Origin of the sequence: Actinoplanes missouriensis 431 (genome assembly GCF_000284295.1) — a bacterium.
In the GTDB taxonomy this organism is placed as follows: Bacteria; Actinomycetota; Actinomycetes; order Mycobacteriales; family Micromonosporaceae; genus Actinoplanes; species Actinoplanes missouriensis.
Window position 1 is genome coordinate 3,482,932 of the sequence record NC_017093.1, and the last position, 26,333, is coordinate 3,509,264.

Genomic DNA, 26,333 nt, shown 5'->3' on the forward strand with positions numbered 1-26,333 from the left:
GGCTCTGCCAGCCCGCACGATGGTGCTGTTCTCTGGGGTCATGACCACCGCACGGGCTTACACCGCAACTTCCGCCACCGACCCGCTCGTCCCCACCACCATCGAGCGCCGTCCGGTCGGCCCGCACGATGTCCTGATCGACATCGCCTACTCGGGCATCTGCCACTCCGACATCAGCACCGTCCGCGGCGACTGGGGCCCGATCTCCTACCCGCTGGTCCCCGGCCACGAGATCGTCGGCACCGTCGCACAGGTCGGCTCCGAGGTCTCCCGGCACCGGGTCGGCGACCGGGTCGGCGTCGGCTGCATGGTCAACTCCTGCCGCGAGTGCGTCAACTGCCTCGCCGGCCTGGAGAACTACTGCCTCAACGGCGCCACCTTCACCTACAACAGCATCGACCGCGACGGCACCCCCACCCAGGGCGGCTACGCCACCCAGGTCGTGGTCGTCGAGGACTTCGTGCTCAGCGTTCCCGAGAGCATCCCGTTCGAGGCCGCGGCCCCGCTGCTCTGCGCCGGCGTCACCACCTACTCGCCGCTCGCTCACTGGAAGGTCGGCCCGGGTTCGAAGGTCGCCGTCGTCGGCCTGGGCGGTCTCGGCCATCTGGCGGTCAAGTTCGCCCACGCGATGGGCGCCGCGGTGACCGTGCTGTCCCAGACGCTGGGCAAGAAGGATGACGGCCTGCGTCTCGGGGCCGACCACTACTACGCCACCAGCGACGCGAGCAATTTCACGACGCTGGCCAACACCTTCGACCTCATCGTGAACACGATCAGCGCGCCGATCGACGTGCAGGCGTACCTGTCGCTGCTCGCCCTCGACGGCACGCTGGTCAACCTCGGAGCACCGGCCCAGCCGCTGCCCGTCTCGGTCTTCGCCCTCATGGGCAACCGTCGCTCCTTCGCCGCGTCCTCGATCGGCAGCATCGCCGAGACCCAGCAGATGCTGAACTTCTGCGCCGAGCACGCCATCGCCCCCGAGATCGAACTCATCACGGCAGCCGACATCAACACCGCCTACGAGCGCGTCCTCACGTCCGACGTCCGCTACCGGTTCGTGATCGACGCGGCCACCCTCTGACATCCGAGCCCAGGCGATCCCCTTGAGAGGAAGGTGCTGTCATGATCGATGGAGAAATCGGGGAGCGGCTCGCGCTCGCGCAGACGGCATGGTTCACGTCCGTGCGGCCCGACCGTTCGCCGCACACGGTGCCCGTCTGGTTCGTGCACGACGAGGCCGGCCTCTGGGTAGCCAGCTCCCCATCGAGCCGCAAGATCGCCAACGTGCGACTGAACGACCAGGTGTCCCTCGCCGTCGACGGATCCGGTGGGGAGCCGTTGGTCGCGTTGGCCGGCGCTGACATCCTCGACGATGTGCCTGATCATCCGCGAGTTGTCGCGAACTTCGCCCGCAAGTACGGCGGCTTCGACATCACGACCGAGTCCTACTCCGGCCCCCTCGTGCTCCTGCGCCTCACCATCACCCGGTGGCTGCTCGAGGGTTCCGCTCAGTAACGTCGGCGCCTGCTCGATCACCGATGTCCGCAGCCTGACCGGATTTGCCGACAAGGGCGCGTCTCACGGCCTCACGCTGAGTTCATCGATGAGATCTCGATAGGTGGTGGCCGCCGGTTTCGGCCGGTAATCGGAGTCGAGGAGGCCGAGTTGGTAAAGGGGATGATCGTGGCTGGTGTTCGCGTCTCGTAACGCGAAGTGCTCGTATGTGGTGATGTTGAGTTCTTCGCTGTGGTCGTGAACGGTACGCACGACGGTTTCGAGAACCTCGGCCTGGCGCGAGTACGGCCGGTCGGCGCCAGTGCCCCAGCCGTGCTCGGTGATATGGATCGGCACTGATTCTTCGATGCCCGCCGCGGCGAGGCTCTGATGGCGGAAGAGGTTGATGACCCCTTCGATCGTCTCGGGAAGGCGTTCCCGGGGAATCGGCTGGAAGACGTCGGGGAAGAAGTCGAGGCCCGCGTAATCGAGGGCGGACCGGAATTCGTCACCGCCTCGACGGCCGAGGTCGGTCCAGAATTCCTGCGCCGGATCGAAGGCGATGGTGGAGTTGCAGCCCACCCGAACATCGAGCCCGAGCCGGTTTGCTTCGCGCTTCGCAGCGACGACACCGTCGACGAGCGCTTGTCGCGCGGCCGGGAAGCCGCCGTCCCCTCCGGGGCCGGCGTGGTCGGCTTCCTCGGTGATCTGCAGTGTGGCGAGGCATGCGGCGTGCCGGCGCACCTGCGCGCGGACGAAGTCCAGCCAGCCGCTGAGATCGAGACCGGGTTCACGGAAGCACAGCACCAGGTCGAGGCGCCGGCTACCGGTGGCGTACTGGGCGGGGTTCGGCGGGGCCTGCACGGCGCCCGGAGCCGTATCGCTGTAGTGGAGGTAGCCGCGGACGAGAAACGGGTGCTCACCGTGCAGGGCGTCGAGCGCGGCGCTGATGCGAGCGGGCTGTTCAGCGGGGCCGTCGGTGACTGATCCGTCTCCGCGCCGCTGAGGCCGCCGGGGTAGATGCCGAAGAGGAGGGCCATGGTCGCACCGTACGCTAAACTTGGAGTCACACCAAGTTTGGGGTGAAGCTATGATTCGAGGATGGGGTTACGAGACGAGAAGAAGCAGGCGACCCGGACCGCGATCGCTGACACCGCCTTGTCGCTCTTCCTCAGCCACGGCTTCGACCAGGTCACGGTCTCCGACATCGCGAAAGCGGCACACGTCTCGGTCAACACTGTCTTCAACTACTTCCCCACCAAGGAAGACCTGTTCTTCGACCGCCAGGCCGACGTGGTCCAACGACTCGCACGGGCACTCGACGACGGTGCTCCCGGCGCATCAGCGGTCGATGCGGTGCATCGATCCTTCCTTGCGGCGGTGAGCCGGAACGATCCCACCTTGGGGATCAGCAGCGACATGGTCGCTTTCTGGCGCGTAGTCGACAACAGCCCTGCGCTTCAGGCAAGGGCGCGCCTGCTCGCCGAACTGACCGAGGCCGCACTGGCCGTTAAGCTCGCGGAGATCAGCAGGACGCCCGCGGATTCATTGGTTCCGTACGCCACTGCCGCGGTGATCGCCGGCGTGGACCGGGCGCTGCACGCGGAGATTCGGCGCCGCATATCCCGCGGTGAAGAAGGCGATGCCGTACGCGCCGCGATCGTCGACGCCGCCGCAGGGGCTTTCGCGGCGGTGCGCGCCGGACTGGACACCTATCTCGAGACCGGCGGTGACAGCGAGAGCGCTGGGGAACCGAACCCGCAGACGGTCGACGAGTGACCTCCTGGCATCCTCACACACCACCGGTGGCAGCTACCTGGGTACCAAGCGGCTCGGCTGAGCGTCGGGACTGCCGTAGGTTCACAGGATGAAGACGATCGTGTTCAGCGGCGCCGGGGACAGCACGGTGCTCAGCCTGGTCGAGCGAGATCTTCCGGAGCCCGGCGACGGTCAGATCCGGGTACGGGTTCATCGCTCCGGAGTCAACCCGACGGACTGGAAACGACGCTCGGCCGGCGACCCGGGTTTCCCCGAGGTCACGCCGAACATGGACGGCGCCGGCGTGGTGGACGCGGTCGGTCCCGGGGTGCTGTCACACGCGGTCGGCGACCGGGTGTGGGTGATGCTCGCGGCGCACGGCAGCCCGTACGGGACCGCCGCCGAGCACACGATCGTCCCGGCTGCGCACGCCTTGCCGCTGCCCGAGGGGACCTCCTTCGACACCGGGGCGGCGCTGGGCGTCCCGGCGGTCACCGCGCATCGCGCCCTGACCGTCGCCGAGGGCGGGCCCAGCCGGCTCGAACCGGGCGCGCTCGACGGCCGTACCGTGTTGGTTGCCGGCGGAGCCGGCGCGGTCGGCCATGCCGCGATCCAGCTGGCGCGCTGGGCCGGGGCGAGCGTGGTGACCACGGTCAGCAGCGCGGAGAAGGCCGCACTGGCGCGGGCGGCCGGTGCGCACCACGTCGTCGACTACACGGGCGGCGAGCCGGCGGCCGAGATCCGCGCGGTGGCGCCGGACGGCGTGGACATCGTCGTGGAGGTGTCGGCGGCCCGCAACGCGCCGCTCAACCAGGCGGTCGCCGCGAACCACGCCACCATCGCGATCTATGCGAACAACGGCGGTGACACGGCGGCGTTCGACATCCGCCCGCACATGATGCTCAACACCCGGGTGCAGTTCCTGATCCTCTACACGGTCGGCGAGGCGGCGCTGCAGGCGGCGGCCGAGGACGTCGGGGCCGCGCTGCGGGACGGCGCGCTGCCGGTGGGGGAGGAGCACGGGCTGCCGCTGCACCACTTCCCGCTGGAACGCGCCGCCGACGCCCATGACGCGGTCGAGCGGGGCATCGTCGGCAAGGTGCTGATCACGGTCTGAGGTCAGCGCTTGCGGGCCACGGCGCCGTCGGCGTCGAGCCACTCGGTCACGGATTATCACGCGTCGCTGCCGCAGGCCGGCGGATAGGCTTGATCGCGAGCACAACCGCCCGGGAGTCGACACATGGCCCGTTTCACCGTCGTCCGCGATGTCCACGCGCCCGCCACCGCCGCCTGGCGTGTCCTGGTGGACTGGCCCCGGCACGGCGACTGGGTGCCGCTGACCGCGGTCCGGGTCACCACCGGGCGTCCGGACGGGGTGGGCGCCGCGTTCGTCGCCCGTACCGGGATGGGGCTTGTGGGTTTCGACGACCCGATGACCGTGGTCGGCTGGGAGGCGCCGGAGGGCGACGAGCCGGGGGATCGCCCCGGGCGCTGCGAGGTCGCCAAGTCCGGCCGGGTCGTGCACGGCGGGGCGGTGTTCACGGTGACACCGCTGGCCGGCGGGCGCTGCCGGGTCGCGTGGACCGAGGACGTGACGGTCTCACCGCGCCGGCTCACCCGGTACGCCGAGCCGCTCGTCGCGCTGGCCGGCCGGCTCGCCTTCACCGCCACGATGCGCGCCTTCGCCCGGGACGCGGAGGGTCATCGCTGAGGTAGGCTATCATCGCCGCATGGCGATGATGGATGACGGCTGTGCGCCGGCGGTGGCCCTGTTCCGTTCCCTGGCCGACGAGACCCGGCTGCGAATCGTCCGGCGGCTCGCCGCCGGGGAGGCCCGCGTCGTCGACCTGACCGGCGAGCTCGGTCTGGCGCAGTCCACGGTCTCCAAACACCTCGCCTGCCTGCGCGCCTGCGGGCTGGTGGACTATCGGGTCGAGGGCCGCCAGTCGTTCTACGCCCTGACCCGGCCCGAGCTGATGGACCTGCTCGCCGCCGCCGAGGGCGTGCTGGCGGCGACCGGGACCGCGGTGGCGCTCTGCCCGGTCTACGGCGCCGGCGCACACGACGGCCGGCCGGGAGTCAGCGGCTCGGGCGACGGCGCCGGCCGGACCGCGGCGGCTAGCCGATGAGCAGCCCGATCATCGCGGTCCTGTCGCCGCGGCGGCGTGCCCAGCTGAACCGGCGCAGCCTGCTCCTGGCCTACGCGACCGCCGGATACAACCTCCTCGAGGGCGTCGTCGCGATCGCCGCCGGCGCCGCGGCGTCCTCGGTGGCGCTGCTCGGGTTCGGCCTGGACTCGTTCGTCGAGGTGTCGTCCGCGCTGGTGGTGATCTGGCAGTTCCGGTCCCGGATGCCGGAAGCCCGCGAACGGCTCGCGCTGCGCCTGATCGCCGTCTCGTTCTTCGCCCTGGCAGCCTGGGTCACCATCGACGCCGTGCGCTCGCTGATCGCCGCCGAGCAGCCCGGCGCGGCACCCGTCGGGATCGCGATCGCCGCCACCTCGGTCGTCGTGATGCCGCTGCTGGTCTGGGCGAAACGCCGCACCGGCCGGGAACTCGGCTCGGCCACCGTGGTCGCCGACTCGATGCAGACCATGCTGTGCACCTACCTGTCCGCGATCGTGCTGGCCGGCCTGCTGCTCAACGCCACGCTCGGCTGGTGGTGGGCCGACCCGGTCGCGGCCCTGGTGATCGCCGCGGTCGCGGCGCGCGAGGGCGTGCAGGCCTGGCGCGGCGACCAGTGTGACGACTGCGCCATCCCCGCAGCCGGCGGCGCCGCGCCCGGCAGTTGCGCTCAGCCCGTGACCAGCAGCGGCGCGACTGACTGTTGCGCTCCACCCGTCACCGCCGCCGGCCCGGCCGGCTCCTAGTGTCGGCAGGCGCCCCGAACGGCGCATCCCGTCCCCTTGCGGCCGACGATCGCCAGTGATCCAGGTCACCGGTTCGCCCTGTCAGGAAAGCACGCCCCGTCTCGTTCAGGGTGCACGCGAACCAGACAGGAGCGAACCATGCCGCACCGCATCGTCGTGCTCGGCGCCGGGTACGCCGGCACCTACTCCGCCGGATATCTGGCCCGTCACCTCCACCCCGGCGACGTCGAGATCACCGTCGTCAACGCCGAGCCGGACTTCGTCGAACGCCTGCGCCTGCACCAGCTCGCCGCCGGGCAGGATCTGCGTCCCCGGCCGCTGACCGGGATGTTCTCCGGCACCGGCGTGCGTCTGCGCATCGGGCGGGTGACAGCGGTCGACGCCGAACGCCGGACGGTCACCCTCGGCGACGGCAGCGCCCTGACCTACGACACCCTTCTGTACGCGCTCGGCAGCACCGTCGCCGACCATGGCGTCCCGGGCGTCGCCGAGCACGCCCTCCACGTCACCGGGCGGGCGGCCGCGCTGACCCTGCGGGCCCGGCTGAACGAGCTCGGCACGGGTGGCTCGGTGCTGGTCGTCGGCGGAAACCTCACCGCGATCGAGACCGCCACCGAGATCGCCGAATCCCACCCCGATCTGCGGGTAACCCTCGCCACCAGCGGCGAACTCGGCGGCTGGCTGGGCCCGAAGGCACGCCCTCACCTGTTGCACGCCTTCGCCCGGCTCGGCATCACGATCCACGAGCACAGCACGATCGAGCGGGTCGAGCCGGGCGCGGCGATCACTGCCGGTGGCGGCGTGCTGACCTGTGACGCGACGGTGTGGGCGGCCGGGTTCGCGGTGCATCCGATCGCCGCCGCGAGCGGGCTCGAGGTGACCCCCGACGGCCGGATCACCGTCGACCGGCAGATGCGGTCGGTCTCGCATCCGGGCGTCTACGCCGCCGGTGACAGCGCCTTCGTCATCGGCGAGAACGGCCGCCCGTTGCCGATGTCCTGCGCGTCCGCGGGTTTCACCGGCATGCAGGCGACCGCCGCGATCGTCGGTGACCTGACCGGACGAAAGATCTCCAAAACCTCCCTGGTGTACGTCGGGAACCACATCAGCCTCGGCCGGAACGACGCGATCTTCCAGTTCGTCGACGGTGAGGTACGGGCGCGGTCAGGGGCCTTCCAGGGCCGGCTGGCGGCCCGCGTCAAGTCGGCTGTCCTGCGGGGAGCGGTGTGGAGCATCAGCCACCCGACGTTCGGCAGGCCCGGTCACCGGTACCGGCTGGCGGCCACTCATCAGCGCTCGGCGGACGTGGTGACTGCTTAGAGTCGTACCCATGGATGTGTCCGCCGTGGCCCGTTTCGAGGCCAGCCGCGACCGGCTGGCCTCGCTCGCCTACCGTCTGCTCGGGTCGGCCGCCGACGCCGAGGACACGGTTCAGGACGCGTTCCTGCGCTGGCAGGCCGCCGATCGGGACCGCGTCGAGGTGCCCGAGGCGTGGCTCACGAAGATCGTCACGAATCTCGCGCTCGACCGTCTCCGCTCCGCGGCGGCACGGCGGGAACGCGCGGCCGGCGACTGGCTGCCCGAGCCGCTGCTCGCCGGCGACCCGATGCTCGGCCCGGCCGACACCGCCGAGCAGCGTGAATCGGTCACGCTGGCGGTCCTGACGCTGATGGAACGGCTGTCGCCGGTGGAACGGGCGGTCTACGTCCTGCGGGAGGCCTTCGCGTACCGGCACGCCGAGATCGCCGAGATCATCGGCATCACCGAGGCCGCGAGCCAGCAGCACGCCCACCGCGCCCGGCGCCGGATCGCCGCGACCGGCAACGGCGCCGGCGTCGACCGGGCGTCCGCGCGGCGCGTCGTCGAGGCGTTCGTCGACGCGGCCGCCTCGGGCCGCACCGAACGGCTGGTGGCGCTGCTGACCGCCGACGCCACGGGCGTCTCCGACGGCGCCGGCGCGGGCCTGCCCGGCAAGCTGATCCGCCACGCCACCCCGGAACGGCTGGCCGCCGCGCTGCGTGCCGGCTTCAAACCGACCCCGGCCAAGCACAAACTGGTCGGCGGCACCCCGGCACTCCACGCCGCCGTGGTGAACGGCTGCCCGGCGGTCGTCGCCGCCCTGAACGACCAGGTCGTCGGGGTGGTCGTCCTGGAGATGCACAAGGACAAAATCGCGGGGGTACGGGCCATCGCCTCCCCGAGCCGGCTGGCCCGCCTGACCGCCCAGTGGCAGCAGCAGGACCACGACGCACCGCTGATCGCCGCCTGGTAGCGCCCGTCTGGATGGCCCGGCAGCTCCGTCCGGCGACCACGCTCTGCCGGACGTGGCGGTCGTCCGCGCCGACACTGTGGACCGGCTGGTCCGGCTGGTCCGGCTGGTCCGGCTGGTCCGGCCGGTCCGGCTGGTCCGGCTGGTCCGGCTGGTGCACAGTGTTGTTCGGGCGCCCGCCGGGCAGCACTGGGAGCCAGCTCGCCTCGGCCGGCTGGTCCACAGTGCTGCTGGGCGTCCGGTTTGTCCGCGCTGAGCGCCAGCCGGCATCGAGATTTCCAAGATCTGCGAGGCCGGGATCGCAGAACACAACCCATGGCGCGTCCGCGGCGCGCACCGGCTCCGGCTCGCCGGCCCGAATTCCATAAGCCGCTAAAACGGGCGCCATCCATACCTTTGAGTGTCGTGGGCAGGGTTGTCGCGGGACTATAGTCATGAGCGTGGAGTACAAGGCGCAGCAATTCATGGGGACCGCTGAGATCGGCGCCCGCCTCGGCGGGCTCACCCGGCAGCGGGTCTACCAGCTGACCAGTGAGCCCGATTTTCCCGCGCCCGTCGCCGACCTCGGTCAGGGCCGGATCTGGCTCACCGCGGACGTGGAGGTGTGGATCGCCGAGCACCGCAAACAGACCGAGCACCGCAAACAGGCCTAGCCCCGCAAACAGGCCGAGCCCCGCAAACAGAAGGACGCTACCCCAGGATCCGCAGCAGATTCGCCGTGGTGAAAGGCTTCTCCAGCATCGGCGCCGCGGCGTAGGAAGGCTCGGTGTCGAGCAGCGGCTCGGCGTAACCGGACATGTAGATCACCCGTACGCCGGGGATCAGCTCGGCGACCCGGGCGGCCAGCTCGCCGCCGTGCATGCGGGGCATGATCACGTCGGTGAGCAGCACGTCTATCTCGTCGCGGTGCTGTTCGGCGACGGCCAGGGCGCTGGGGCCGTCATGGGCGGTCAGCACGCGGAACCCGTGGTGGTCGAGGATCCGGGCGGTGGACTCGCGAATCTCGTCCTCGTCGTCGGCCAGCAGGATGACGCGCGGCCGGGGCACATCGGCGGAGGCCGCGGGGAAACCCCCGGCCGCAGAGCCGCCCGCAACGGAGCCGCCCGCAAGGGAGTCGCCCGCAGAGGAGCCGCCCGCAGAGGAGCCGTCCCCCGGGGAGCCGCCCGCAGGGGAGCCGCCGACCCCCACAGCGGCGGACTTCTCGTCAACGGCGGGCAGGAGCACGGTCATCGTGGTCCCTGCACCGGGAGCGGAGTCGATCGCGAGACAACCCCCGGCCTGCCCCACGATGCCGTGCACGGCGGCCAGCCCGAGACCCGTACCCGTACCTTTGGCCTTGGTGGTGAAGAACGGCTCGAAGGCGCGGGCGGAGGTCTCCACCGACATGCCCGCGCCCGTGTCCGCGACGCGTAACCGCAGGTAACGCCGCCCTTCTTCGGCGGCCGGCTGGAAGCTCGGGTCGGCCCGCGCGGGACGCAGATTGTCCGCGGTGATCCGCAGGCGCCCGCCGTCCGGCATCGCCTCGGCGGCGTTCGTGCAGAGGTTGACCAGGATCTGTTCGAGCTGGCCGGGGTCGAGCAGCACCGGCCACGTGTCCGGGGCGACGTCCAGATCGAGGTCGATCCGGTCGTCGGCGGTGGCGCGCAACGCGGGCCGCAGCTGCCGCAGGATCACGCCCGGTTCCAGGACGCGGGGACGGTTGAGGTCGCGGCGGCTGAACGTGAGCAGCTGCTGGGTCAGGGCGGCGCCGCGCTGCGCGGCCTGCTGGATACGGGTCAGGTCGTCGGCGACCGGCTGCCAGCGGTCCGGGTCGGCGCCGGCCAGCTCGTTCACCTCTTCGCCCAGCAGGTCGGCGTAGTTGGAGATGATCGCGAGCAGGTTGTTGAAGTCGTGTGCGACGCCGCCGGCGAGCTGGCCGAGCGACGCGAGCCGCTGGGCCCGTTCCCGTTCCGCCAGTACCCGGTCGGTGATGTCACGGCCCACCACGAGCAGCATGGTGTCGAACCGGGTCACCGTGTTCTCGGTCGGCACCCGGACACCGTCGGAGCGGATCGCCTCGGTGTAGATGACCATGCGTGGCTCGGCCGCGGCGAACACCTCGGCCACCATCCCGGCGACCCGCCCACGCTCCTCCTCGGGTATCAGCCGGGCGTACGGCTGACCGAGCAACTGGTCCCGCGGATAGCCGAGCAGCCGTTCGGTGCCCTGGTTGACCAGCACGATCAGGCCGTCGGGGGAGATGCCGGTGATCGCGTCCGGCACCGTCTCCAGCAGGGCGCGCAGACGCTCCTCGGCGCGGTGCAGCTCGGACAGGTCGCGGGTGGCGGCGACCAGCAGCGGCCCGCCGGGCTCGTCCTGCCAGCTCAGCCGGGTCTCGCCGGGCAGCACCGTGCCGTCCTTGCGCAGCATCCTGGTGCGCAGCGTCCGGGTCTCGTCGCGCAGCCGCGGATCGGTGAACAGGCGCTCGCGCAACTCGACCAGGTCGGCGCGGTCCTCCTCGGCGAACAGGGTGCGGGCGTGCCGGCCGATCAGTTCGTCCTGGTGGTAGCCGAGCAGCCGCTCGCAGGACGCGTTCGCGAACACGATCCGGCCGTCCCGGTCCACCCCGATGATCGGGTCCGGCGTGGCCTGGAGCACCGCCACCATCCGCGCCTCGGACCGGATCTCGTCGGTCAGCTCGTGGGCGACGCTGACCACGCCGCGTACCGACCCGTCGACGCCCTCGATCGGGGCGAACGACATCCGGACCGGGACCCGGGTGCCGTCCTTGCGCAGCCGCACGGTCCGGTGCTGGCCGGTGGGGGTGCCGCGGAGCGCCTTCTGGAAGACCTGCCAGTCGCGTTCGAAGACGTCGGTCGGGTACATCATGGTGACGGGCCGCCGCCGTACCTCGTCGCAGTGGTAGCCGTAGATCCGCTCGGCGGCCGGGTTCCAGGCGGTGATCCGGCCCTGCGCGTCGCAGCCGATGATGGCATCCGCGGCCGACCTCACCACCGACGACAACAACGCCTCGCCCCGCTTCATCACGACCTACCCCCGCTCGATCATGATGAGAGGCGGCCCGGCCGGGTGCCCGTCCTTCGCCGCAGCGCGGCCCGGACGGGCCAGAGGGTGCTCAGCCCGGCACCGCGGCGGCGACCGATCTCGCCCATTGCCGGGCCCGTTCCAGCTCACCGTCGATCAGTGGGCCGGTGGTGCCGCCGACCCGGAAGCTCTGCGCGGGCAGCACCACCCGGGCACCCAGGCCGTGCAGCTTGCGGGCCGCCTTGCGCGCGGCGGAACCGGTCAGCATCGGCTTGTTCACCTTGGTGTCGAAGGCCGCGACGGGCGCCCCGGCCGGCAGCGACAGGGCGTCCAGGTACTCCCGTACGCCGTACTCCTGCGCGCCGGTCCGCACCTCGCCCTGCCGGGCCGCGTCGGCGCGGGTGGCCGGGCGGCTGAGGCCGAAGGCGTGCGTGGGCGCCCCCACCACCAGCAGGTCCATCCCGGTCGCCGGCGGCCTTGAGTGGACGTCGGCGACCGTGACCTGGAACGTCTCGGCGAGGCCGTCGGCGACCGCCCGGGCGATCGTGGCGGTGTTACCGAACATCGATTCGTAGACGACGAGCGCGCGCATGACGGCTCACGCCTCGCGGACGATCAGAACCGGGCTTTCGGCGTGGTGCAGCAGCTGCAGCCCGGTGGATCCGAGCAGGGTCCCGACGACCACGCCGTGTCCCCGGCTGCCGACCACCACGAGCTGGGCGGTGTGCGAGACACCGGTCAGCACCGCCGCGGCCGTGTCGTGCGACATCAGCGCCTCGACCGGCACGTCCGGGTACTTCGCCCGCCACGGCGCCAGCCTCTCCAGGAAGCGCGCCCGTTCCGCCTCGTCCTGTTCCTCGGTCTGCAGCGCGGCCGCCGGCAGGTAGCCGGCGTACATCGGCGGGACCGGAGGGTACGCGCGGATCGCCACCAGGCTGCTGCCACGGTCGCGGGCTGCGGCGAACGCGCTCTCCAGCACCGTGTCGGCGCTCTCCGCGTCATCGACACCCACCACCACCGGCCCGGTGTACGGGTCCGGCCGGCCCCGCACCACGACCACCGGCGCGTGGGCGTGGGTGGCGACCCGCTGGCTGACCGAGCCGAGGCGCAGCTCGCTGAAACCGCCGGTGCCGCGGTGCCCGAGGACCATCAGCTCGCCCTCCTCGGACGCGATGATCAGCTGGGCGGCCGGGTTGCCGGTCCGGACATCGGTGACCACGGTGATCGCCGGGGCGGCGTTCTTGGCGTCCTCGGCTGCCCGGGCCACGATGCCGCCCGCGATCTCCTGCGCCAGCGCGTAGTGCTGGCCGCCGAAGTCGTACCGGGAGGCGTTCCACTCCCAGTCCAGGATGTGGAGCACCAGCAACGACCGGTTGCTGAGCTCGGCTTCACGCGCGGCCCACCGCACCGCCGCCCGGCTGGGCTCGGTGCCGTCGACTGCGACCACGATCATCGGGGTACGCATGGTGTCCTCCCTCGCCGTTCCTCCTTTCATCGTGATCGTGATCGATGAAGGCGGTCAGGGGGAGAGGTCCCGTCGCGGGGGGGCCGTCCGGCCCGGAAGGGCTACCCGGCCTGGGCCGCCTTCCAGCGGGTGATCTGGTCGAGGATGTCCCGCAGCGCCACGTCGACGATCTCGCCGGTCGCCACCCGCCGGCGCATGACGTCCTCCACGTGGGCGGCCAGCTCGATCTCGTCGTCGGTCTGCGTCCACGGCACGTCGGTCAGCACGTCGGTCTCCTGCCGCTCGCCGATGGTGACCGACAGGGCGGTCATGGTGCCGACCCGGTGCACCTGGATCAGCTGGGGGCCGACGAGCGGGTAGTACGCGAGCCACTCGTTCCCGGAGGGGTCGTCCGGCCGCTGACGCCAGCCCATCCGCTGGCCGGTGAGCACGTAGCGTCCCGTCGTGTCGTCCACGCCCCGACGCTAACGGCTGCGGTGGAGCCGGGGAGTGCGTTCGGCCGGAACCCGCATGAGCCGTGCCCGTGGTGGGCATCACCAGGCCATGCACACCGCTGACGGCCATGGACACTGACGGCCATGGATACCGCTGAGCCCGCGCCGGGCCGGACTCCGGCGAGCCCGGCTCAGCTGCCGGCGCCCGCCTGGTGGGCGACGTTGAAACGCACGGTCAAGGAGTTCGACGACGACGGGCTGGCCGACTGGGCCGCCGCGCTGACCTACTACGCCGTGCTCTCGGTCTTCCCCGGCCTGATCCTGCTGGCCTCGGTGCTCGGGCTGATCGGCCGCCCGGTCATCCAGCCGCTGATCGACAACCTCGGCCAGGTCGCGCCCGGCCCGGTCCGTGACATCCTCACCAGCAGCCTCGCCACCCTGGGTCAGGACCAGGGCAAGGCCGGCTGGCTGGCCGTCGTCGGCCTGGCCGGCGCGCTCTGGACCGCGTCCGGGTACGTCGGCGCCTTCATGCGCGCCTCCAACGTCATCTACGACGTCCCGGAGGGCCGGCCGCTCTGGAAGACGCTGCCGATCCGGATCGGGGTGACCCTGGTGGTGGGCGCCGCCTTGGCCGCGAGCACGCTGATCGTGGTCTTCACCGGGGAGGCCGCGGAGTGGGTGGGTCACCTGCTGGACCTGGACCGCACCGCGCTGACCGTCTGGGCGATCGTGAAGTGGCCGGTGCTGCTGATCCTGCTCGGCGGGATCCTGGACCTGCTGTTCTGGGCCGCGCCGAACGCCCGGCAGGCCGGCTTCCGGTGGATCACCCCCGGCGGCGTGCTGGCGGTGCTGGCCTGGATCGTCACCTCCGCCGGCTTCGGCGTCTACGCGGCCCACTTCGGCTCCTACGACAAGACCTACGGCACCCTCGGCGGCGTCGCGGTCTTCCTCGTCTGGCTCTGGATCTCCAACATCGCCGTCCTGCTCGGCGCCGAACTCGACGCGGAGCTGCATCGCAGCCGCGCGATCGCGGCCGGCCTGCCGCCGGACGAGGAGCCGTACGTCCCCCTCCGCGACACGAAGGCGCTCTGAGATGACCATGGACGGGAAATGATGGACAAGGACGAGGCGGAACAGATCGATCCGGTCCGGCCACCGGACCTGAACCAGGAGTCGAACCGCTCGGCGACCCGTCTGGAGCTCTTCTTCGATCTGGCGTTCGTGCTGTTCGTGGCCCGCTGCGCGGACATCCTGGCGAAGGACGAGACCTGGCACGGCGCGCTGATCTTCGCCGCCGTGCTGTCGATCGGCTGGTGGGCGTGGGCGAGCACCACCCTGTACGCCAACCGGTTCGACACCGACGACGCGGTGTTCCGTCTGCTCACCCTGGTCGCGATGGCCGGCGTGGTGGTGATGGCGGCGGCCGTGGACGCGATCGACGGCGCGGCCGGGCGGTGGTTCGCGATCGGGTACGTGCTGATCCGGCTGGCCCTGGTCGCCGGTTACCTGCGGGCCTGGCGGCACGTGCCGGAGGCCCGCTCGACCGCCCGGCTCTACCTGATCGGCCACGGTGTGGGCGCTGCGTTCTGGCTGGTCTCGCTCGCCGTGCCGGCGCCCGGCCGGTACTGGCTGTGGGGCGCCGGGGTCCTCGCCGACGTGGTGTGGCCGACCGCCGCCGCCCGGCTGAAGGACGCCGTCCCGCTGCACCTGGAACACCTGCCGGAACGCTTCGGCCTCTTCGTCATCCTGGTGCTCGGCGAGTCCGTCGCGGCCGTGGTGACCGGCCTGCACGACGCGGGCTGGGGCGCCGCGGTGCTGGTGACGGCGGCGTGCGCATTCGTGTCCGCGGCCGCGCTGTGGTGGGTCTACTTCGACCTGTCCGGCGGCGCGGCGAAACGGCGGCTCACCCGGGAGGGCGAGGTCACCAAGCATGGCGTGCACGACTTCTATGTATACGTCCACCTCCCGCTCGCCGTCTCGCTGGCCGCCGTGGCGGTCGGGCTGGAACACGCGGTGCTGCACGGCGCCGACGACCACCTGAGCGCCGGGACCCGCGGGGTGCTCGGCATCGCCACCGCCGGGTACCTTCTGAGCGCCGCCCTGATGCAGGCGCAACTGGGCCGGCGGGTCCGCGGCACGCTGCTCTGGCCGGGCGCCGGTGTGCCGCTGGCCCTGCTGATCGTCCTGCTCGACATGTCGCCTGTCGCGACGACCGGATGGCTGGCCGCGCTCCTGGTGGCGGGCGTGGTCACCGGCTTCCAGCTGCATCGCGCGGGCGAGGTCCGTACCGCGAAGGTGTGATCGGAAATTTTCTTCGGGTCGTCGTGTCCATCCCGGGCTGTCCCGCTCGTAGTGATGTCGTAAGCGGATTCGAGAGGGAGTTGACGATGAAGTACATGCTGCTGATCAACGCGGACGGGATCGACGAGCAGGGCGGCGCGGCCGGCTGCGAGCCGGCCGACTGGATGGCCTACGACAAGCAGGTCCGCGACGCCGGGATCCTGGTCGCCAGCGAGTCCCTGGCCGACCTGGTGACGGCCACGAGGGTGCGGGTCGCGGCGGACGGGACGCGCACGGTCACCGACGGGCCGTTCGCCGAGAGCCGTGAGGTGCTCGGCGGCTTCTACGTGATCGACGTGCCGGACCTGGACGCGGCGCTGGACTGGGCGGCCCGCTGCCCGGGGTCCCGGGACGGCTCGATCGTGGTCCGCCCGGTCGCGGACTTCGGATGATCACCGGTCCGATCAGTGCCGGCGCTCCTCCCGAGGGCCGATGAGCTCCGGTGACAGCGTGGAAGCCGTGTTCCGTGAGGAGCACGGCCGCCTCCTCGCCGCCCTGGCCCGCCGGTTCGGCGATCTCGACCTCGCCGAGGAGGTCACCTCGGAGGCGATCGAGGCGGCGCTGGTCCGCTGGCCGGTCGACGGGGTCCCGCCGAACCCGGGCGCCTGGCTGATGACCACCGCCCGGCGCAAGGCCGTCGACCGGCTGCGGCGCGACGCCGTGCTCGCCACCCGGCTGGCGGTGCTGCGGGTGGAGGCGGAACGGGCCGCGCCCCCGCCGGCCGGCGACGAGTTCCCGGACGAGCGGCTGCAGCTCTTCTTCACCTGCGCGCACCCGGCGCTCGCGGCGGAGGACCGGATCACGCTGACCCTGCGCTGCCTCGCCGGTCTCACCACACCCGAGGTGGCCCGCGCGTTCCTGGTGCCCACCGCGACGATGGCGAAGCGGATCACCCGTGCCAAACAGAGGATCCGGGACGCGCGGATCCCGTTCCGCGTCCCCGATCCCGACGAGCTCCCGGACCGGCTTCCGGTGGTCCTTCACGTCATCTACTCGATCTTCACCGAGGGGTACGCGGCGAAGCGCGCCGACCTCGCCGACGAGGCGATCCGTCTGGCTCGTATCCTGCGCCGCCTGGCGCCGGCCGAACCGGAGGCGACAGGTCTGCTGGCGTTGCTGCTGCTGGTGCACGCCCGGCGGACCCCGGCGGCCGTGCCCCTCGCCGAGCAGGACCGCGGCACCTGGGACCGGGACCTGATCGCGGAGGGCGCGGCGCTCGTCGTGGAGGCGCTGACCGGGGGGCCGCCCAGGTTCTACGCCGTGCAGGCCGCGATCGCCGCCCTGCACGACGAGGCCCCGGACCTGGAGAGCACCGACTGGCCGCAGATCGTCGCCCTCTACGACGTGCTGATGGCGATCGCGCCGTCCCCGGTGGTGGCGCTCAACCGGGCCGCCGCGGTGGCCATGCGCGACGGTCCGGCGGCCGGCCTCGCCCTGCTCGACGAGCTGGCGGACGAGCCTCTGCTGCGCGGCTATCACCCGTACCCCGCAAGCCGTGCCGATCTTCTGGACCGGCTGGGACGGCGCGGCGAAGCCGTGGCGGCCTATCGTGACGCGCTCCGCCTGGCCGGCACCGACGCCGAGCGCGCGTTCCTGACCCGCCGGATCACCGCGATCGAGGAGGCCGGCTGACCCGGATCCCGTGCGGTGGCAGGGCTGCCGTTCCCGCGAAGGAACGGCAGCCCGTCCGTCACCCGTGGTGTTTCTGCTGGCAGGGGACGCAGAACCGGGCGTGCGGCAGGACCTCCAGCCGCTCCTCGGGGATCGTCGTCTCGCACCGCTGGCACAGGCCGTAGGTGCCGTCGGCGATCCGTCGCAGCGCGCCGCTGATCTGCTCCAGGCTCTGCCGGGTGGCGGCGAGCAGCGCGGCCCGGTCGTGCGCCTGCGCGGGGTCGCCGGTGTCGGCGTTGATCTCGGTTAGTTCCTTGAGCCGCGCGGTCTGTACCGCGAAATCCTCGCTCAGTGATGCTCGGATGGTGCTGTCGATGGTCATGGCGGACGCTCCTGATCGGAAAAAGGCCGGAAAACAAAAAAGGGCCGAAGCTGTGCGCTTCGCCCTGGCGGTGATCGAGGATGTGCCTCCGCCGGTGGGCCGCGACCGGTGGGCGCGGGGCTCGGCAGGCCCTGGGCAGCACGAGCAGCCGTCACCACGGTGACGGCGAGCGAGTGCGAGCTCACGACCAGCATCCGGACACCATAGCCAATGCGAAACGGGTGCATCCACCGGCGGTGGCCGGAGCGAAGGAACGGGCGTACCGAATCCACGAGAAAAGCTCAGGAGATCCGATGCGCACTCTGCTTCTCGGCCGCGCGGCTGCTGTCGGTGCGGTAAGCATGCTGGCCCTCGGCACGGTCGGGGCGATGTCCGCCTCCCCGGCGTACGCCAGGGCGAACTCCGACGTCACCGTCGTGCACGGCATCCCGGGCCAGCCGGTGGACGTCTACGTCAACGGCGAGAAGACCATCCCGGACTTCCAGCCGGGCAAGGTGGCCGGGCCGCTGAGCCTGCCGGCCGGCCAGTACGACATCGCGCTCACCAAGCCCGGCGACGCGATCGGCGACGCGCTGCTGACCCTCGACGACGCCGAGGTGCCCGGCGACGCGAACGTCAGCCTCGTCGCCCACCTCACCGAGGACGGCAAGCCGGCGCTGACGCCGTTCGTCAACGACACCTCGAAGGTCGGCGCCGGCAAGGCCCGGCTGATCGTCCGGCACGCCGCCGCGGCGCCCGCGGTGGACGTGCGCGCCGGGGGACAGCCGGTCTTCGAGGACGTGACGAACGGCAAGGAGGGCAAGGCGGACGTCGACGCCGGAACCGTCTCGGCCGACGTGGTGCTGGCCGGCACGGACACCCGGGTCCTCGGCCCGGCCGACCTGAACCTCAAGGAGGGCACCGCGACCGTCGTCTACGCGGTCGGATCGGCCGACGACAAGACCCTCGACATCGTCTCCCAGACGATCTCCGGCCTGCACTCCGCTCCCGGTGGTGTGCCCAGCGGCGACGGCGGTCTCGCCGGCACCCCCAACACCCTTCCCTGGTACGGGGTGGGCGCCGCCGGCATCCTGCTGGCCCTGCTCGGCGCCGTCCGGCTGGCGACCGCCCGTCGATGAGCATCACCCCTGGTGACGGCACGTCCCGGCGCTGGCCGGGGCGTGCCCTGCTCCTGCTGGTGGCCGGGCTGGTCGTCGCGGTCACGGCCGGGGTGGTGCTGTGGTGGTCACGGCCGGCGGCGGACTTCGGCGCCCCGGCGGTGACCGCGCTCGTCTCGTCGTCCCCGGTGCCCGGCTCTGCGGGGTCCTCGGACTCGCCGGGCTCGTCCGGCCGTGTGGTCGCCGAGCGGGTGCCGATCGTGGACGGTGGGCTGCCCGAGGCCGGGGACGCCGACGCGCCGGTCCGGCTGCGGATCCCCGCGCTCGGCCTCGACGCGGACGTCGACGCGGTCGGCCTCGACGAGTCCACCGGGGACTTCGCCGTCCCGCCGAGTGTCGACCGGGTCGGCTGGTACCGGTACGGACCCGGCTTCTCCGCGGACACCGGCTCGATCGTCGTGGCCGGGCACGTGGACAGCGCCGCCGAGGGCGAGGGCGCGTTCTTCCGGCTCGGCGCCCTGAAATCCGGCGACCGGGTGACCCTGGTCGGGCCGGGCGGACGGGACCGCACGTTCGAGGTGGTCGCGCGCGAGCGCTACCGCAAGACGGCGATCCCGCTGCCGAAGTATTTCGCCCGCGAGGGTGAGGCGCGGCTCACGCTGATCACCTGCGGCGGGCCGTTCGACGAGAAGACCGGCCACTACCGCGACAACGTGGTGATCACCGCTGCCGCGGCGTGACGGCGCTTCTTACTGGCGCGCGAGCGCCGCGTCGATGGCGGTGATCACCTCGGGGGCGTCCGGGGCGGTCTGCGGGGCGAACCGGGCGACGACCGTGCCGTCCGGGCCGACCAGGAACTTCTCGAAGTTCCACCGGACGTCACCGGTATAGCCCTCGGCGTCCGGCTCGGCGGTCAGCGCCTGGTAGAGCGGGTGCCGCCCGTCGCCGTTGACCTCCACCTTCTCGGTCAGCGGGAACGTCACGCCGTAGGTCGCGCTGCAGAACTCGGCGATCTCGTCGGCGGTGCCCGGCTCCTGCCCGGCGAACTGGTTGCACGGCACGCCGAGCACGGTGAAGCCCCGATCGGCGTACCGTTTCTGCAGCTCCTCGAGCGTCTCGTACTGCGGGGTCATCCCGCAGCGGGAGGCCACGTTGACGATGAGTGTGGCCGTGCCCCGGAACTGCCCGAGGTCCAGCGGCTCGCCGCGCAGGCCGGCGATCTCCACGTCATAGATGGTCGACACGCGGTTCTCCTCCAGGGGTGCAGACTGATCTACCGAGCCAGACTAGCGGGCGGCCCGTCGCCGGCCCACCGGACGGGAGAGTCACATGCCCCATCTGATCCGCGTCGACCTGGGCGAGGTGGACTACGACACCGCCGTACGGGAGATGGCGGGCTGGGCCGACGAGCGTCGTGCCGGAGTCGCGCCCGACCGGCTGTTCCTGCTCAGTCACCCGCCGGTGATCACGTACGGCCGCCGCACCCCGCCCGGCGACCTGCCCGCTGATCTGTCGGCCATCCCCGCCGTGATGGTCGATCGCGGCGGCAACGCCACCTATCACGGTCCCGGTCAGCTGGTCGGCTACCTGGTGATGGATCTGCGCCGGTGGGGACCGGTCGACGTCGTACGGTGGCTGGAACTGGGTTTGATCGATGCCCTCGAATCTCTGGGATTCGCGGCCCACCGCCGTGACACCCCACCCGGGTCGCCGAGCCTGGTGGGCGTCTGGACGCCCGGCGACCGCAAGGTGGCCTCGATCGGCATGCGCATCCGGGGCGGCGTGACCACCCACGGGTTCGCGCTGAACATCAGCACCGATCTGGCCGTCTTCGAGAGGTTCGTCGCCTGCAGCCTGGACGACGTGGCGATGACCTCGCTGCATGAACTGGCCGCTGAGCAGGGGGTCAGGCCGCCGTCGGACGCCGAGGTGCGGGACGCCGTGGCCACCGGTCTGAGCGCCGCGCTCGTGGCCGGCTGATCGTCGCGCTCGTGACCGGTTGATCAGAAGGGGGCGGGACCACTGCCCGCGAGCGACACCAGGATCTGCGTGGCCAGCAGTTTGCGAACGCCGGTGACGGAGACCGGGCCGACCTGGTCGTACGGCAGCTCCAGGGAGAGGCCGGTGCCGGAATTGCGCATCTCCTCGGTGTTCTGGTCCGGGCGGAAGGTGCCGCCCCAGCTCTCGGCTCCGGCACGGTAGTTGGTGCTGAGCGAGGCCATGCCGGACACCCGTGTGCCGTCGGCCAGAGTGAGCCGGGCCGGACCGGAGTAAGTCGTCATGGTGAGTAACGGTAGCCGGAGCGCCCCGCGAGACCACAATCGGAACCGGTGGCTCACGTTTCACAAGCCGGGGCATGGCGCGTGCGGGCCGCCGCCGGCCGGACGCCGATCCAGCCGTGCTGATGATCCGGGAAACCGCCGGCATGCTCTTTCTCAATATCACTCATCGGTGCATCAGATGATCGGTTATGGCTTTTGCCCGCATGGCTGGAACGTTACCTTCTGCTCCAGCGGAAATGCGGGTTAGGGTGCCTCCAATGACAGTAAATAATTGGATATCGTCAATGCAAAAGGTCCTGCCGGTCGTTGTCGAAGCCGCCATTGCCGGAGTGATCACAGTGGGGATGAGCCTGGCGGCCAACCTGGTCACTGACGGCCGCTCGCTCTGGTGGGCGCTGGTGTTGATCGCTCTCCTGTCCTGCGCCGTGGCTGTGGACACCCTGGAGCGTTTGCGGAAACGACGTGCGGAGGATCCGGATGTGCCGATGATCCCGCGCAGCCGGAGCGCGGCGACCGGCAAGCACATCGCTCTGGGCATCGCCCTGCTGACCTTGCTCGGCTCGTTCGCCCTGGTGGTCGGACGGCTGGTCAGCACCGACGCTTCCTGCCGGGTGGAGGAGCTCCGGAATTACCGGGAACTTCCCTACAACTGTGACATCGCCTGGTCGCGGACGGATCCGGCCGAACGGCGAGTGCCGCTCTATCGATGGCCGAAACCGGGACCCGTGGCGCTGGACGTCCTGGACGCCGACGACAGTGGCAGCGACCAGTTCTTCGCCTGCCAGATCGAATCACCGGACGTCAGTGACGGATATGGTTTCTCGGGCGGTTCGCGGTACTGGGCACTCGCGCCCGGGGACGATGCGGACCTCTGGGGCTGGATGCCTCAGGTGTTCTTCGAACACGGCGCGAACGGAGACCGGGAGCCGAATCTTCCCGAGTGCAGCGAGGAACAAAAGGCCAAGGCGGGTACGACGTTCGTGGCCTGACTCGGCCCGGGAACGGGTGAGGGGCTACCGTTCATCGGGTGTTCGCGCGGTCGCTGGGGGAGCTTGAGCGGCGGGTGGTGGGCTGCCGGCTGTGCCCGCGGCTGGTCGCGCACCGGGAGCACGCGGCGGCGCATCCCCGGCCCGCCTTCGCCGGGCAGGACTACTGGGCGCGGCCGGTGCCCGGTTTCGGGGATCCCGGGGCGGGGGTCTACCTGCTCGGCCTGGCCACGTCCGCGCACGGCGGGAACCGGACCGGGCGGGCGTTCACCGGCAACGCCACCGCGGACTGGCTGGTCGCCGCGATGCACCGGGCCGGCCTGGCGAACCAGCCGACCTCGGAGCATCGGGATGACGGGCTGCGGCTGCACGGGGCGTGGATGGCGTCGGCGGTGCGGTGCGCGCCGCCGCACGACCGGCCGACGAGCGACGAGCGCCGTGCCTGCGCCCGCTATCTGGACGCGGAGCTGGAGCTGCTCACCGGCGTACGCGTGATCGTGTGTCTTGGTGCTCTGGCCTGGAACGCCGCCGCGGCCTGGGCCGGGCTGCGGCCCCGGCCACCGTTCGGTCACGGCCGTGAGCAGTCCGTGAGCTCGGGGCGGCTCCTGCTGGGGTGCTATCACCCCAGCCCGCAGAACACCCGGACCGGCCTGCTGACCGAGCCCATGCTCGACGACGTGCTGCGCCGCGCCACCGCCCTCGCCGCCCTGCCGGCCTCTTGACCCTCGACCTGGTCGAGGCCCCAGCCTGTGCGGGACAGAGATCACCCGTACGACCGGAGGGACCACCGTGTCCGAAGCATCGACCGTCCACGAGGACACCGTCATGGCTGCCATCGGCGCGGCCGTCGAGCAGGGCCGGGCGGGAGACCGTGCCGAGGCGAGAGACTCCCTCACCAGGCTGTGGGAGAGCGTCGGCGAGAACGGTGACGCGCTGCACCGGTGCAGCATCGCGCACTACCTCGCCGACCTGCAGGACACGGTGGCGGACGAGCTGGCGTGGGATCAGCGCGCCCTCGCCGCGGTGACCGATCTCGACGACGAGCGGGCCCGCCGGTTCGACGAATCCCTGCAGGTCCGGGCGTTCCTGCCGTCGCTGCATCTGAACCTGGCCGACGCGTACCGGCGTGCCGGGCGGCCCGACGAGGCCCGGCACCACCTCGCGGCGGCGGCCGTGGGTCTGGATCTGCTTCCCGACGACGAATACGGATCCATGATCCGGACCGGCGTCACCAGGGTGTCCGAAGCGGTGGCCGCCGCATCCCAGGAACCGCTGAGTGCATGATGGGGGTGTGCGGATCGAGGATGTGACGGCGGAGACCGTGCGGCCGGTGCTCCGGTCGCTGCTGGTGCAGCGCTGGGTGGACCTGAGCTTCCTGCACTGGGCGGTCGACCCGGCGCTCGTCGCGCCGCTGCTGCCGGCCGGCACGGTCCCGGACACGCTCGACGGGGTGACCTATGTCGGGCTGATCGGTTTCCGGATGGTCGGGCTCGGCTTCCTGCGCGGCCCCGGCGTGCCCTACCTGGGCACCTTCTGCGAGACGAATGTCCGGCTCTACAGCGTCGACGGCCGGGGCCGGCGTGCCGTGGTGTTCCTGTCCCTGGACGCGGAACGGCTTCTGCCGGTGCTCACGGCACGGGCGACGCTGCGCCTGCCGTACATGTGGTCGCGGATGCGCCTGACCCGCCGCGGTGACGTGCTGGACTACACGAGCCGGCGCCGCTGGCCGGCGAGACCGGAGGCCGTCAACCGGATGACGGTCCGGGTCGGCGCGCCGATCGCGGAGCCCACCGCGCTGGAGCACTTCGTCACGGCCCGCTGGGGTCTGCACACCCGCGCCTGGGGCCGGTCGCTGCACCTGCCGAACGAGCATCCGCGCTGGCCGCTGCACCGCGCCGAGCTGCTCACCCTGGACGACACCCTGATCACCGCGGCGGGCCTGCCGGCGCCGGCAGGCCCGCCGGACAGCGTCCTGTACTCACCGGGTGTCCCGGTCACCTTCGGCGCACCCGACGTGCTGCGCCCCTGACCACCGCTCTGGGCAGTTTCGGTCATCCGGGGAAGTGGTACATATGCCGCATGCTTGATCATTCCAAGGCCCCGCTGCTGGACGCCCTCGCCGACTACCACCGGCAGGACCGGTACGGGTTCACGCCTCCGGGGCACCGCCAGGGGCGTGGCGCGGATCCCCGGGCCCGGGCCGTGCTGGGGGAGCAGACGTACCGGTCGGACGTGCTGGCCGCCAGCGGCCTCGACGACCGGGCGTCGTCGCACGGGTACCTCGCCGAGGCGGAGCGGCTGATGGCCGACGCGGTCGGCTCGGACCAGGCGTTCTTCTCCACCGCGGGCAGCTCGCTGTCGGTCAAGGCGGCGATGCTCGCGGTTGCCGGGGACCGCGGTGAGCTCCTGATCGGCCGGGACGCGCACAAGTCCGTGGTCGCCGGGCTGGTCTTCACCGGGGTGGAGCCGCGCTGGGTCGACGTGCGCTACGACGACGAGCTGCGCCTGGCCCACCCGCCGTCGCCGGAGCAACTGGAGCAGGCGTGGCAGCGGCACCCGACCGCGGCCGGCGCGCTGATCGTCAGCCCCACCCCGTACGGGACGTGCGCCGACATCGCCGCGCTCGCCGACATCTGCCACCGGCGCGGGAAGCCGCTGATCGTCGACGAGGCGTGGGGCGCCCACCTGCCGTTCCACGAAGACCTGCCGACCTGGGCGATGGACGCCGGGGCGGACATCTGCGTGGTCAGCGTGCACAAGATGGGCGCCGGTTTCGAGCAGGGTTCGGTGCTGCACTCGCAGGGCGACCTGGTCGACCCGGCGCACCTGGCCGCCTGCGCCGATCTGCTGATGACCACCAGCCCCAACGTGATCGTCTACGCGGCCCTCGACGGCTGGCGGCGGCAGATGGTCCAGGACGGTCACCGGCTGCTGTCGGACGCGATAGCGCTGTCCCGCGGGCTGCGGGCGGACATCGCCGGGCTGCCCGGCCTGCGGGTGCTCGAGGACCGGCTGATCGCGGTCGAGGCCAGCCACGACCTGGACCCGCTGCAGATCCTCGTCGACGTCGGTGAGCTGGGCGTCAACGGTTACCAGGCCGCCGACTGGCTCCGCGAGCACCGGCGCATCGACGTGGGCATGTCCGACCATCGCCGGATCCTCGCCACCATGTCGATGGCCGACGACGCCGGCACCGCCGCCCGGCTGATCGAGGGGCTGCGCGGCCTGGTCACGGCCGCGCCCGGGCTGCCGGCGGCGTCCACCGTGGAGCTTCCGCCGCCGGCCCAGTTCGACCAGGAGCCGGTGATCTCCCCGCGCGAGGCGTTCTTCGGCCGCACCGAGACCGTCAAGGTGGACGAGGCGGCCGGGCGGATCTGCGCCGAGCAGATCACCCCGTACCCACCGGGAATTCCCGCTCTTCTCCCCGGCGAGCGGATCACCGAGGAGATGCTGGACTACCTGCGGTCCGGGCTCGCCGCCGGCATGGTCCTTCCGGACCCCACCGACAAGACCTTGGAGACGGTACGGGTCGTCAGCGAGCTCAGTCCGTCGGATGCGCGCCGATCTCCGTCTCGCTGACCCGGTTCGGTTCCAGGACGCGGTGCAGGAATTCCCTGGTCCGCGCCTCGCGGGGCTGGCCGAAAACCTCCGCCGGCCGGCCCTGCTCGACGATCAGGCCACCGTCCATGAAGACCACCCGGGAGGCGACCTCGCGGGCGAACGCCATCTCGTGCGTGACCACCAGCATGGTCATGCCCTCGGCGGCCAGCCCCCGCATCACCGCGAGCACCTCGCCGACCAGCTCCGGATCGAGCGCGCTGGTCGGCTCGTCGAAGAGCATCAGCTGCGGGTCCATCGCCAGCGCACGGGCGATCGCCGCGCGCTGCTGCTGCCCCCCGGACAACTGCGCGGGGTACGCGTCAGCCTTGTCCACCAGCCCGACCCGTTCCAGATTCGTGGTGGCGATCCGATCCGCCTCGGCCCGGCTGCGCTTGAGCACCCGGCGCTGGGCGATCGTCACGTTCTCCCGGACGGTCAGGTGCCCGAACAGGTTGAACTGCTGGAAGACCATGCCGATGCCCCGGCGTACGGCGTCGATGTCGCAGTCCGGGTCGGTGACCTCGACGCCGGCCACCCGGATCGACCCGGAGGTCGGCTCCTCCAGCAGGTTCACGCAGCGCAGCAGCGTGGACTTGCCGGAGCCGGACGGGCCGATCACGCAGACCACCTCGCCCGGCTCCACCGACAGGTCGATGCCGCGCAGCACCTCCAGGCTGCCGAACGACTTGTGCAACCGGCCGATCTCGATCGTGGACATGCCT

32 protein-coding genes are annotated in these 26,333 nt (G+C 71.5%); 23 read left to right on the forward strand and 9 right to left on the reverse strand.

Translation table 11 applies throughout. The features are described from left to right. Window positions 1–40 precede the first annotated feature (40 nt). The gene (locus AMIS_RS16250) at window positions 41–1,081 is read left to right on the forward strand and encodes an NAD(P)-dependent alcohol dehydrogenase (protein WP_014443421.1); all 1,041 of its coding nucleotides are present in this window, start codon (window positions 41–43) and stop codon (window positions 1,079–1,081) included. Between the two features lie 41 nt (window positions 1,082–1,122). Further along, a complete protein-coding gene (locus tag AMIS_RS16255; RefSeq protein WP_014443422.1) occupies window positions 1,123–1,515 on the forward strand; it encodes a pyridoxamine 5'-phosphate oxidase family protein in 393 nt (130 codons plus the stop codon). A gap of 63 nt (window positions 1,516–1,578) precedes the next feature. On the opposite strand, the gene AMIS_RS16260 is transcribed toward AMIS_RS16255, so the two are convergent. Then, window positions 1,579–2,358, reverse strand: a complete 780-nt coding sequence (locus tag AMIS_RS16260) for a glycoside hydrolase family protein (protein ID WP_014443423.1) — start codon at window positions 2,356–2,358, stop codon at window positions 1,579–1,581. A 237-nt stretch (window positions 2,359–2,595) separates the two neighbouring features. Here AMIS_RS16260 and AMIS_RS16265 point away from each other — a divergent pair, with 237 nt between their 5' ends. The 9 genes from AMIS_RS16265 (at window position 2,596) to AMIS_RS16305 (ending at window position 9,043) form a co-directional block, all read left to right on the forward strand. Next, a complete protein-coding gene (locus tag AMIS_RS16265) occupies window positions 2,596–3,273 on the forward strand; it encodes a TetR family transcriptional regulator (protein ID WP_014443424.1) in 678 nt (225 codons plus the stop codon). Between the two features lie 88 nt (window positions 3,274–3,361). Then, on the forward strand, window positions 3,362–4,369 hold the full coding sequence (locus AMIS_RS16270; protein WP_014443425.1) for an NADPH:quinone reductase: 1,008 nt from the start codon (window positions 3,362–3,364) through the stop codon (window positions 4,367–4,369). A gap of 123 nt (window positions 4,370–4,492) precedes the next feature. Continuing rightward, window positions 4,493–4,963: an SRPBCC family protein gene (locus AMIS_RS16275; protein ID WP_014443426.1), complete on the forward strand. Its 471-nt coding sequence runs from the start codon at window positions 4,493–4,495 to the stop codon at window positions 4,961–4,963. A gap of 19 nt (window positions 4,964–4,982) precedes the next feature. Then, a complete protein-coding gene (locus tag AMIS_RS16280; RefSeq protein WP_014443427.1) occupies window positions 4,983–5,381 on the forward strand; it encodes an ArsR/SmtB family transcription factor in 399 nt (132 codons plus the stop codon). Then, complete coding sequence (locus AMIS_RS16285; RefSeq protein WP_014443428.1) at window positions 5,378–6,121, forward strand: cation transporter; 744 nt, start codon at window positions 5,378–5,380, stop codon at window positions 6,119–6,121. The genes AMIS_RS16280 and AMIS_RS16285 overlap by 4 nt, the downstream gene beginning before the upstream one ends. Window positions 6,122–6,259: 138 nt before the next feature. Beyond that, window positions 6,260–7,441, forward strand: coding sequence for an NAD(P)/FAD-dependent oxidoreductase (locus AMIS_RS16290; protein ID WP_014443429.1), 1,182 nt, complete (start codon window positions 6,260–6,262; stop codon window positions 7,439–7,441). A gap of 10 nt (window positions 7,442–7,451) precedes the next feature. Further along, the gene (locus AMIS_RS16295; RefSeq protein ID WP_014443430.1) at window positions 7,452–8,393 is read left to right on the forward strand and encodes a sigma-70 family RNA polymerase sigma factor; all 942 of its coding nucleotides are present in this window, start codon (window positions 7,452–7,454) and stop codon (window positions 8,391–8,393) included. Between the two features lie 52 nt (window positions 8,394–8,445). Continuing rightward, on the forward strand, window positions 8,446–8,646 hold the full coding sequence (locus AMIS_RS43380; RefSeq protein ID WP_014443431.1) for a hypothetical protein: 201 nt from the start codon (window positions 8,446–8,448) through the stop codon (window positions 8,644–8,646). A gap of 178 nt (window positions 8,647–8,824) precedes the next feature. Next, window positions 8,825–9,043 (forward strand): helix-turn-helix transcriptional regulator, encoded by a 219-nt coding sequence (locus AMIS_RS16305; RefSeq protein WP_014443432.1) that lies wholly within the window; start codon window positions 8,825–8,827, stop codon window positions 9,041–9,043. Between the two features lie 37 nt (window positions 9,044–9,080). Here AMIS_RS16305 and AMIS_RS16310 read toward each other — a convergent pair whose 3' ends face one another. From AMIS_RS16310 to AMIS_RS16325, 4 genes are all read right to left on the reverse strand, one after another. Next, complete coding sequence (locus AMIS_RS16310; protein ID WP_014443433.1) at window positions 9,081–11,414, reverse strand: PAS domain-containing hybrid sensor histidine kinase/response regulator; 2,334 nt, start codon at window positions 11,412–11,414, stop codon at window positions 9,081–9,083. 91 nt (window positions 11,415–11,505) lie between these two features. Beyond that, window positions 11,506–12,006 carry a flavodoxin family protein gene (locus tag AMIS_RS16315; RefSeq protein WP_014443434.1) on the reverse strand — a complete coding sequence of 167 codons (501 nt, stop codon included), beginning with the start codon at window positions 12,004–12,006 and terminating at the stop codon, window positions 11,506–11,508. 6 nt (window positions 12,007–12,012) lie between these two features. Further along, the gene (locus AMIS_RS16320) at window positions 12,013–12,879 is read right to left on the reverse strand and encodes a universal stress protein (protein ID WP_041829824.1); all 867 of its coding nucleotides are present in this window, start codon (window positions 12,877–12,879) and stop codon (window positions 12,013–12,015) included. A 101-nt stretch (window positions 12,880–12,980) separates the two neighbouring features. Then, complete coding sequence (locus tag AMIS_RS16325) at window positions 12,981–13,334, reverse strand: hypothetical protein (protein WP_014443436.1); 354 nt, start codon at window positions 13,332–13,334, stop codon at window positions 12,981–12,983. Window positions 13,335–13,457: 123 nt separating this feature from the next. On the opposite strand from AMIS_RS16325, the gene AMIS_RS16330 reads away from it, so the two are divergent. The 4 genes from AMIS_RS16330 (at window position 13,458) to AMIS_RS16345 (ending at window position 17,285) form a co-directional block, all read left to right on the forward strand. Further along, entirely contained in the window at window positions 13,458–14,405 is a 948-nt protein-coding gene (locus AMIS_RS16330) for a YihY/virulence factor BrkB family protein (RefSeq protein WP_014443437.1), read from the forward strand. 18 nt (window positions 14,406–14,423) lie between these two features. Next, window positions 14,424–15,614 (forward strand): low temperature requirement protein A, encoded by a 1,191-nt coding sequence (locus AMIS_RS16335; RefSeq protein ID WP_014443438.1) that lies wholly within the window; start codon window positions 14,424–14,426, stop codon window positions 15,612–15,614. Window positions 15,615–15,700: 86 nt separating this feature from the next. Beyond that, on the forward strand, window positions 15,701–16,045 hold the full coding sequence (locus AMIS_RS16340) for a YciI family protein (protein ID WP_014443439.1): 345 nt from the start codon (window positions 15,701–15,703) through the stop codon (window positions 16,043–16,045). Window positions 16,046–16,085: 40 nt separating this feature from the next. After that, window positions 16,086–17,285, forward strand: coding sequence for an RNA polymerase sigma factor (locus AMIS_RS16345; RefSeq protein ID WP_014443440.1), 1,200 nt, complete (start codon window positions 16,086–16,088; stop codon window positions 17,283–17,285). A gap of 58 nt (window positions 17,286–17,343) precedes the next feature. Here the strand turns inward: AMIS_RS16345 and AMIS_RS16350 are convergent, their stop codons facing one another. Further along, window positions 17,344–17,646 (reverse strand): TraR/DksA family transcriptional regulator, encoded by a 303-nt coding sequence (locus AMIS_RS16350; RefSeq protein ID WP_014443441.1) that lies wholly within the window; start codon window positions 17,644–17,646, stop codon window positions 17,344–17,346. A gap of 293 nt (window positions 17,647–17,939) precedes the next feature. Between AMIS_RS16350 and AMIS_RS16355 the strand changes: the two genes are divergently transcribed. Both AMIS_RS16355 and AMIS_RS16360 read left to right on the forward strand, forming a co-directional pair. Continuing rightward, window positions 17,940–18,764, forward strand: a complete 825-nt coding sequence (locus tag AMIS_RS16355; RefSeq protein ID WP_041829825.1) for a DUF4397 domain-containing protein — start codon at window positions 17,940–17,942, stop codon at window positions 18,762–18,764. Then, window positions 18,761–19,483 carry a class F sortase gene (locus AMIS_RS16360; RefSeq protein WP_014443443.1) on the forward strand — a complete coding sequence of 241 codons (723 nt, stop codon included), beginning with the start codon at window positions 18,761–18,763 and terminating at the stop codon, window positions 19,481–19,483. Before AMIS_RS16355 ends, AMIS_RS16360 begins: the two co-directional genes overlap by 4 nt. A gap of 9 nt (window positions 19,484–19,492) precedes the next feature. On the opposite strand, the gene AMIS_RS16365 is transcribed toward AMIS_RS16360, so the two are convergent. Continuing rightward, entirely contained in the window at window positions 19,493–19,987 is a 495-nt protein-coding gene (locus AMIS_RS16365) for a glutathione peroxidase (protein ID WP_014443444.1), read from the reverse strand. An 85-nt stretch (window positions 19,988–20,072) separates the two neighbouring features. Between AMIS_RS16365 and lipB the strand changes: the two genes are divergently transcribed. Then, on the forward strand, window positions 20,073–20,723 hold the full coding sequence (lipB, locus tag AMIS_RS16370; RefSeq protein WP_014443445.1) for a lipoyl(octanoyl) transferase LipB: 651 nt from the start codon (window positions 20,073–20,075) through the stop codon (window positions 20,721–20,723). 23 nt (window positions 20,724–20,746) lie between these two features. Here lipB and AMIS_RS16375 read toward each other — a convergent pair whose 3' ends face one another. Next, a complete protein-coding gene (locus AMIS_RS16375; protein ID WP_014443446.1) occupies window positions 20,747–21,025 on the reverse strand; it encodes a hypothetical protein in 279 nt (92 codons plus the stop codon). Between the two features lie 284 nt (window positions 21,026–21,309). Here AMIS_RS16375 and AMIS_RS16380 point away from each other — a divergent pair, with 284 nt between their 5' ends. From AMIS_RS16380 to AMIS_RS16400, 5 genes are all read left to right on the forward strand, one after another. Further along, window positions 21,310–22,014 carry a hypothetical protein gene (locus AMIS_RS16380; RefSeq protein ID WP_014443447.1) on the forward strand — a complete coding sequence of 235 codons (705 nt, stop codon included), beginning with the start codon at window positions 21,310–21,312 and terminating at the stop codon, window positions 22,012–22,014. A 38-nt stretch (window positions 22,015–22,052) separates the two neighbouring features. Then, a complete protein-coding gene (locus AMIS_RS16385) occupies window positions 22,053–22,733 on the forward strand; it encodes a uracil-DNA glycosylase (RefSeq protein ID WP_014443448.1) in 681 nt (226 codons plus the stop codon). Between the two features lie 103 nt (window positions 22,734–22,836). Next, window positions 22,837–23,295: a hypothetical protein gene (locus AMIS_RS16390; protein ID WP_051042489.1), complete on the forward strand. Its 459-nt coding sequence runs from the start codon at window positions 22,837–22,839 to the stop codon at window positions 23,293–23,295. Window positions 23,296–23,302: 7 nt separating this feature from the next. After that, on the forward strand, window positions 23,303–24,040 hold the full coding sequence (locus AMIS_RS16395) for a YqjF family protein (protein ID WP_014443450.1): 738 nt from the start codon (window positions 23,303–23,305) through the stop codon (window positions 24,038–24,040). 50 nt (window positions 24,041–24,090) lie between these two features. After that, window positions 24,091–25,590 (forward strand): aminotransferase class I/II-fold pyridoxal phosphate-dependent enzyme, encoded by a 1,500-nt coding sequence (locus tag AMIS_RS16400; protein WP_014443451.1) that lies wholly within the window; start codon window positions 24,091–24,093, stop codon window positions 25,588–25,590. Here the strand turns inward: AMIS_RS16400 and AMIS_RS16405 are convergent. Next, window positions 25,553–26,329, reverse strand: a complete 777-nt coding sequence (locus AMIS_RS16405) for an amino acid ABC transporter ATP-binding protein (protein WP_014443452.1) — start codon at window positions 26,327–26,329, stop codon at window positions 25,553–25,555. The two genes, AMIS_RS16400 and AMIS_RS16405, sit on opposite strands and share 38 nt — an antisense overlap. Window positions 26,330–26,333 lie beyond the last annotated feature (4 nt).

Bases quoted from the DNA above. Each gene is read 5' to 3' on its own strand.
- AMIS_RS16250 (WP_014443421.1), top strand. From the start codon at position 41: ATGACCACCGCACGGGCTTACACCGCAACTTCCGCCACCGACCCGCTC.
- AMIS_RS16255 (WP_014443422.1), top strand. From the start codon at position 1,123: ATGATCGATGGAGAAATCGGGGAGCGGCTCGCGCTCGCGCAGACGGCA.
- AMIS_RS16265 (WP_014443424.1), top strand. From the start codon at position 2,596: ATGGGGTTACGAGACGAGAAGAAGCAGGCGACCCGGACCGCGATCGCT.
- AMIS_RS16270 (WP_014443425.1), top strand. From the start codon at position 3,362: ATGAAGACGATCGTGTTCAGCGGCGCCGGGGACAGCACGGTGCTCAGC.
- AMIS_RS16275 (WP_014443426.1), top strand. From the start codon at position 4,493: ATGGCCCGTTTCACCGTCGTCCGCGATGTCCACGCGCCCGCCACCGCC.
- AMIS_RS16280 (WP_014443427.1), top strand. From the start codon at position 4,983: ATGGCGATGATGGATGACGGCTGTGCGCCGGCGGTGGCCCTGTTCCGT.
- AMIS_RS16285 (WP_014443428.1), top strand. From the start codon at position 5,378: ATGAGCAGCCCGATCATCGCGGTCCTGTCGCCGCGGCGGCGTGCCCAG.
- AMIS_RS16290 (WP_014443429.1), top strand. From the start codon at position 6,260: ATGCCGCACCGCATCGTCGTGCTCGGCGCCGGGTACGCCGGCACCTAC.
- AMIS_RS16295 (WP_014443430.1), top strand. From the start codon at position 7,452: ATGGATGTGTCCGCCGTGGCCCGTTTCGAGGCCAGCCGCGACCGGCTG.
- AMIS_RS16305 (WP_014443432.1), top strand. From the start codon at position 8,825: ATGAGCGTGGAGTACAAGGCGCAGCAATTCATGGGGACCGCTGAGATC.
- AMIS_RS16310 (WP_014443433.1), bottom strand. From the start codon at position 11,414: ATGAAGCGGGGCGAGGCGTTGTTGTCGTCGGTGGTGAGGTCGGCCGCG.
- AMIS_RS16315 (WP_014443434.1), bottom strand. From the start codon at position 12,006: ATGCGCGCGCTCGTCGTCTACGAATCGATGTTCGGTAACACCGCCACG.
- AMIS_RS16320 (WP_041829824.1), bottom strand. From the start codon at position 12,879: ATGCGTACCCCGATGATCGTGGTCGCAGTCGACGGCACCGAGCCCAGC.
- AMIS_RS16330 (WP_014443437.1), top strand. From the start codon at position 13,458: ATGGATACCGCTGAGCCCGCGCCGGGCCGGACTCCGGCGAGCCCGGCT.
- AMIS_RS16335 (WP_014443438.1), top strand. From the start codon at position 14,424: ATGATGGACAAGGACGAGGCGGAACAGATCGATCCGGTCCGGCCACCG.
- AMIS_RS16340 (WP_014443439.1), top strand. From the start codon at position 15,701: ATGAAGTACATGCTGCTGATCAACGCGGACGGGATCGACGAGCAGGGC.
- AMIS_RS16345 (WP_014443440.1), top strand. From the start codon at position 16,086: ATGAGCTCCGGTGACAGCGTGGAAGCCGTGTTCCGTGAGGAGCACGGC.
- AMIS_RS16350 (WP_014443441.1), bottom strand. From the start codon at position 17,646: ATGACCATCGACAGCACCATCCGAGCATCACTGAGCGAGGATTTCGCG.
- AMIS_RS16355 (WP_041829825.1), top strand. From the start codon at position 17,940: ATGCGCACTCTGCTTCTCGGCCGCGCGGCTGCTGTCGGTGCGGTAAGC.
- AMIS_RS16360 (WP_014443443.1), top strand. From the start codon at position 18,761: ATGAGCATCACCCCTGGTGACGGCACGTCCCGGCGCTGGCCGGGGCGT.
- lipB (WP_014443445.1), top strand. From the start codon at position 20,073: ATGCCCCATCTGATCCGCGTCGACCTGGGCGAGGTGGACTACGACACC.
- AMIS_RS16375 (WP_014443446.1), bottom strand. From the start codon at position 21,025: ATGACGACTTACTCCGGTCCGGCCCGGCTCACTCTGGCCGACGGCACA.
- AMIS_RS16380 (WP_014443447.1), top strand. From the start codon at position 21,310: ATGCAAAAGGTCCTGCCGGTCGTTGTCGAAGCCGCCATTGCCGGAGTG.
- AMIS_RS16390 (WP_051042489.1), top strand. From the start codon at position 22,837: ATGGCTGCCATCGGCGCGGCCGTCGAGCAGGGCCGGGCGGGAGACCGT.
- AMIS_RS16400 (WP_014443451.1), top strand. From the start codon at position 24,091: ATGCTTGATCATTCCAAGGCCCCGCTGCTGGACGCCCTCGCCGACTAC.
- AMIS_RS16405 (WP_014443452.1), bottom strand. From the start codon at position 26,329: ATGTCCACGATCGAGATCGGCCGGTTGCACAAGTCGTTCGGCAGCCTG.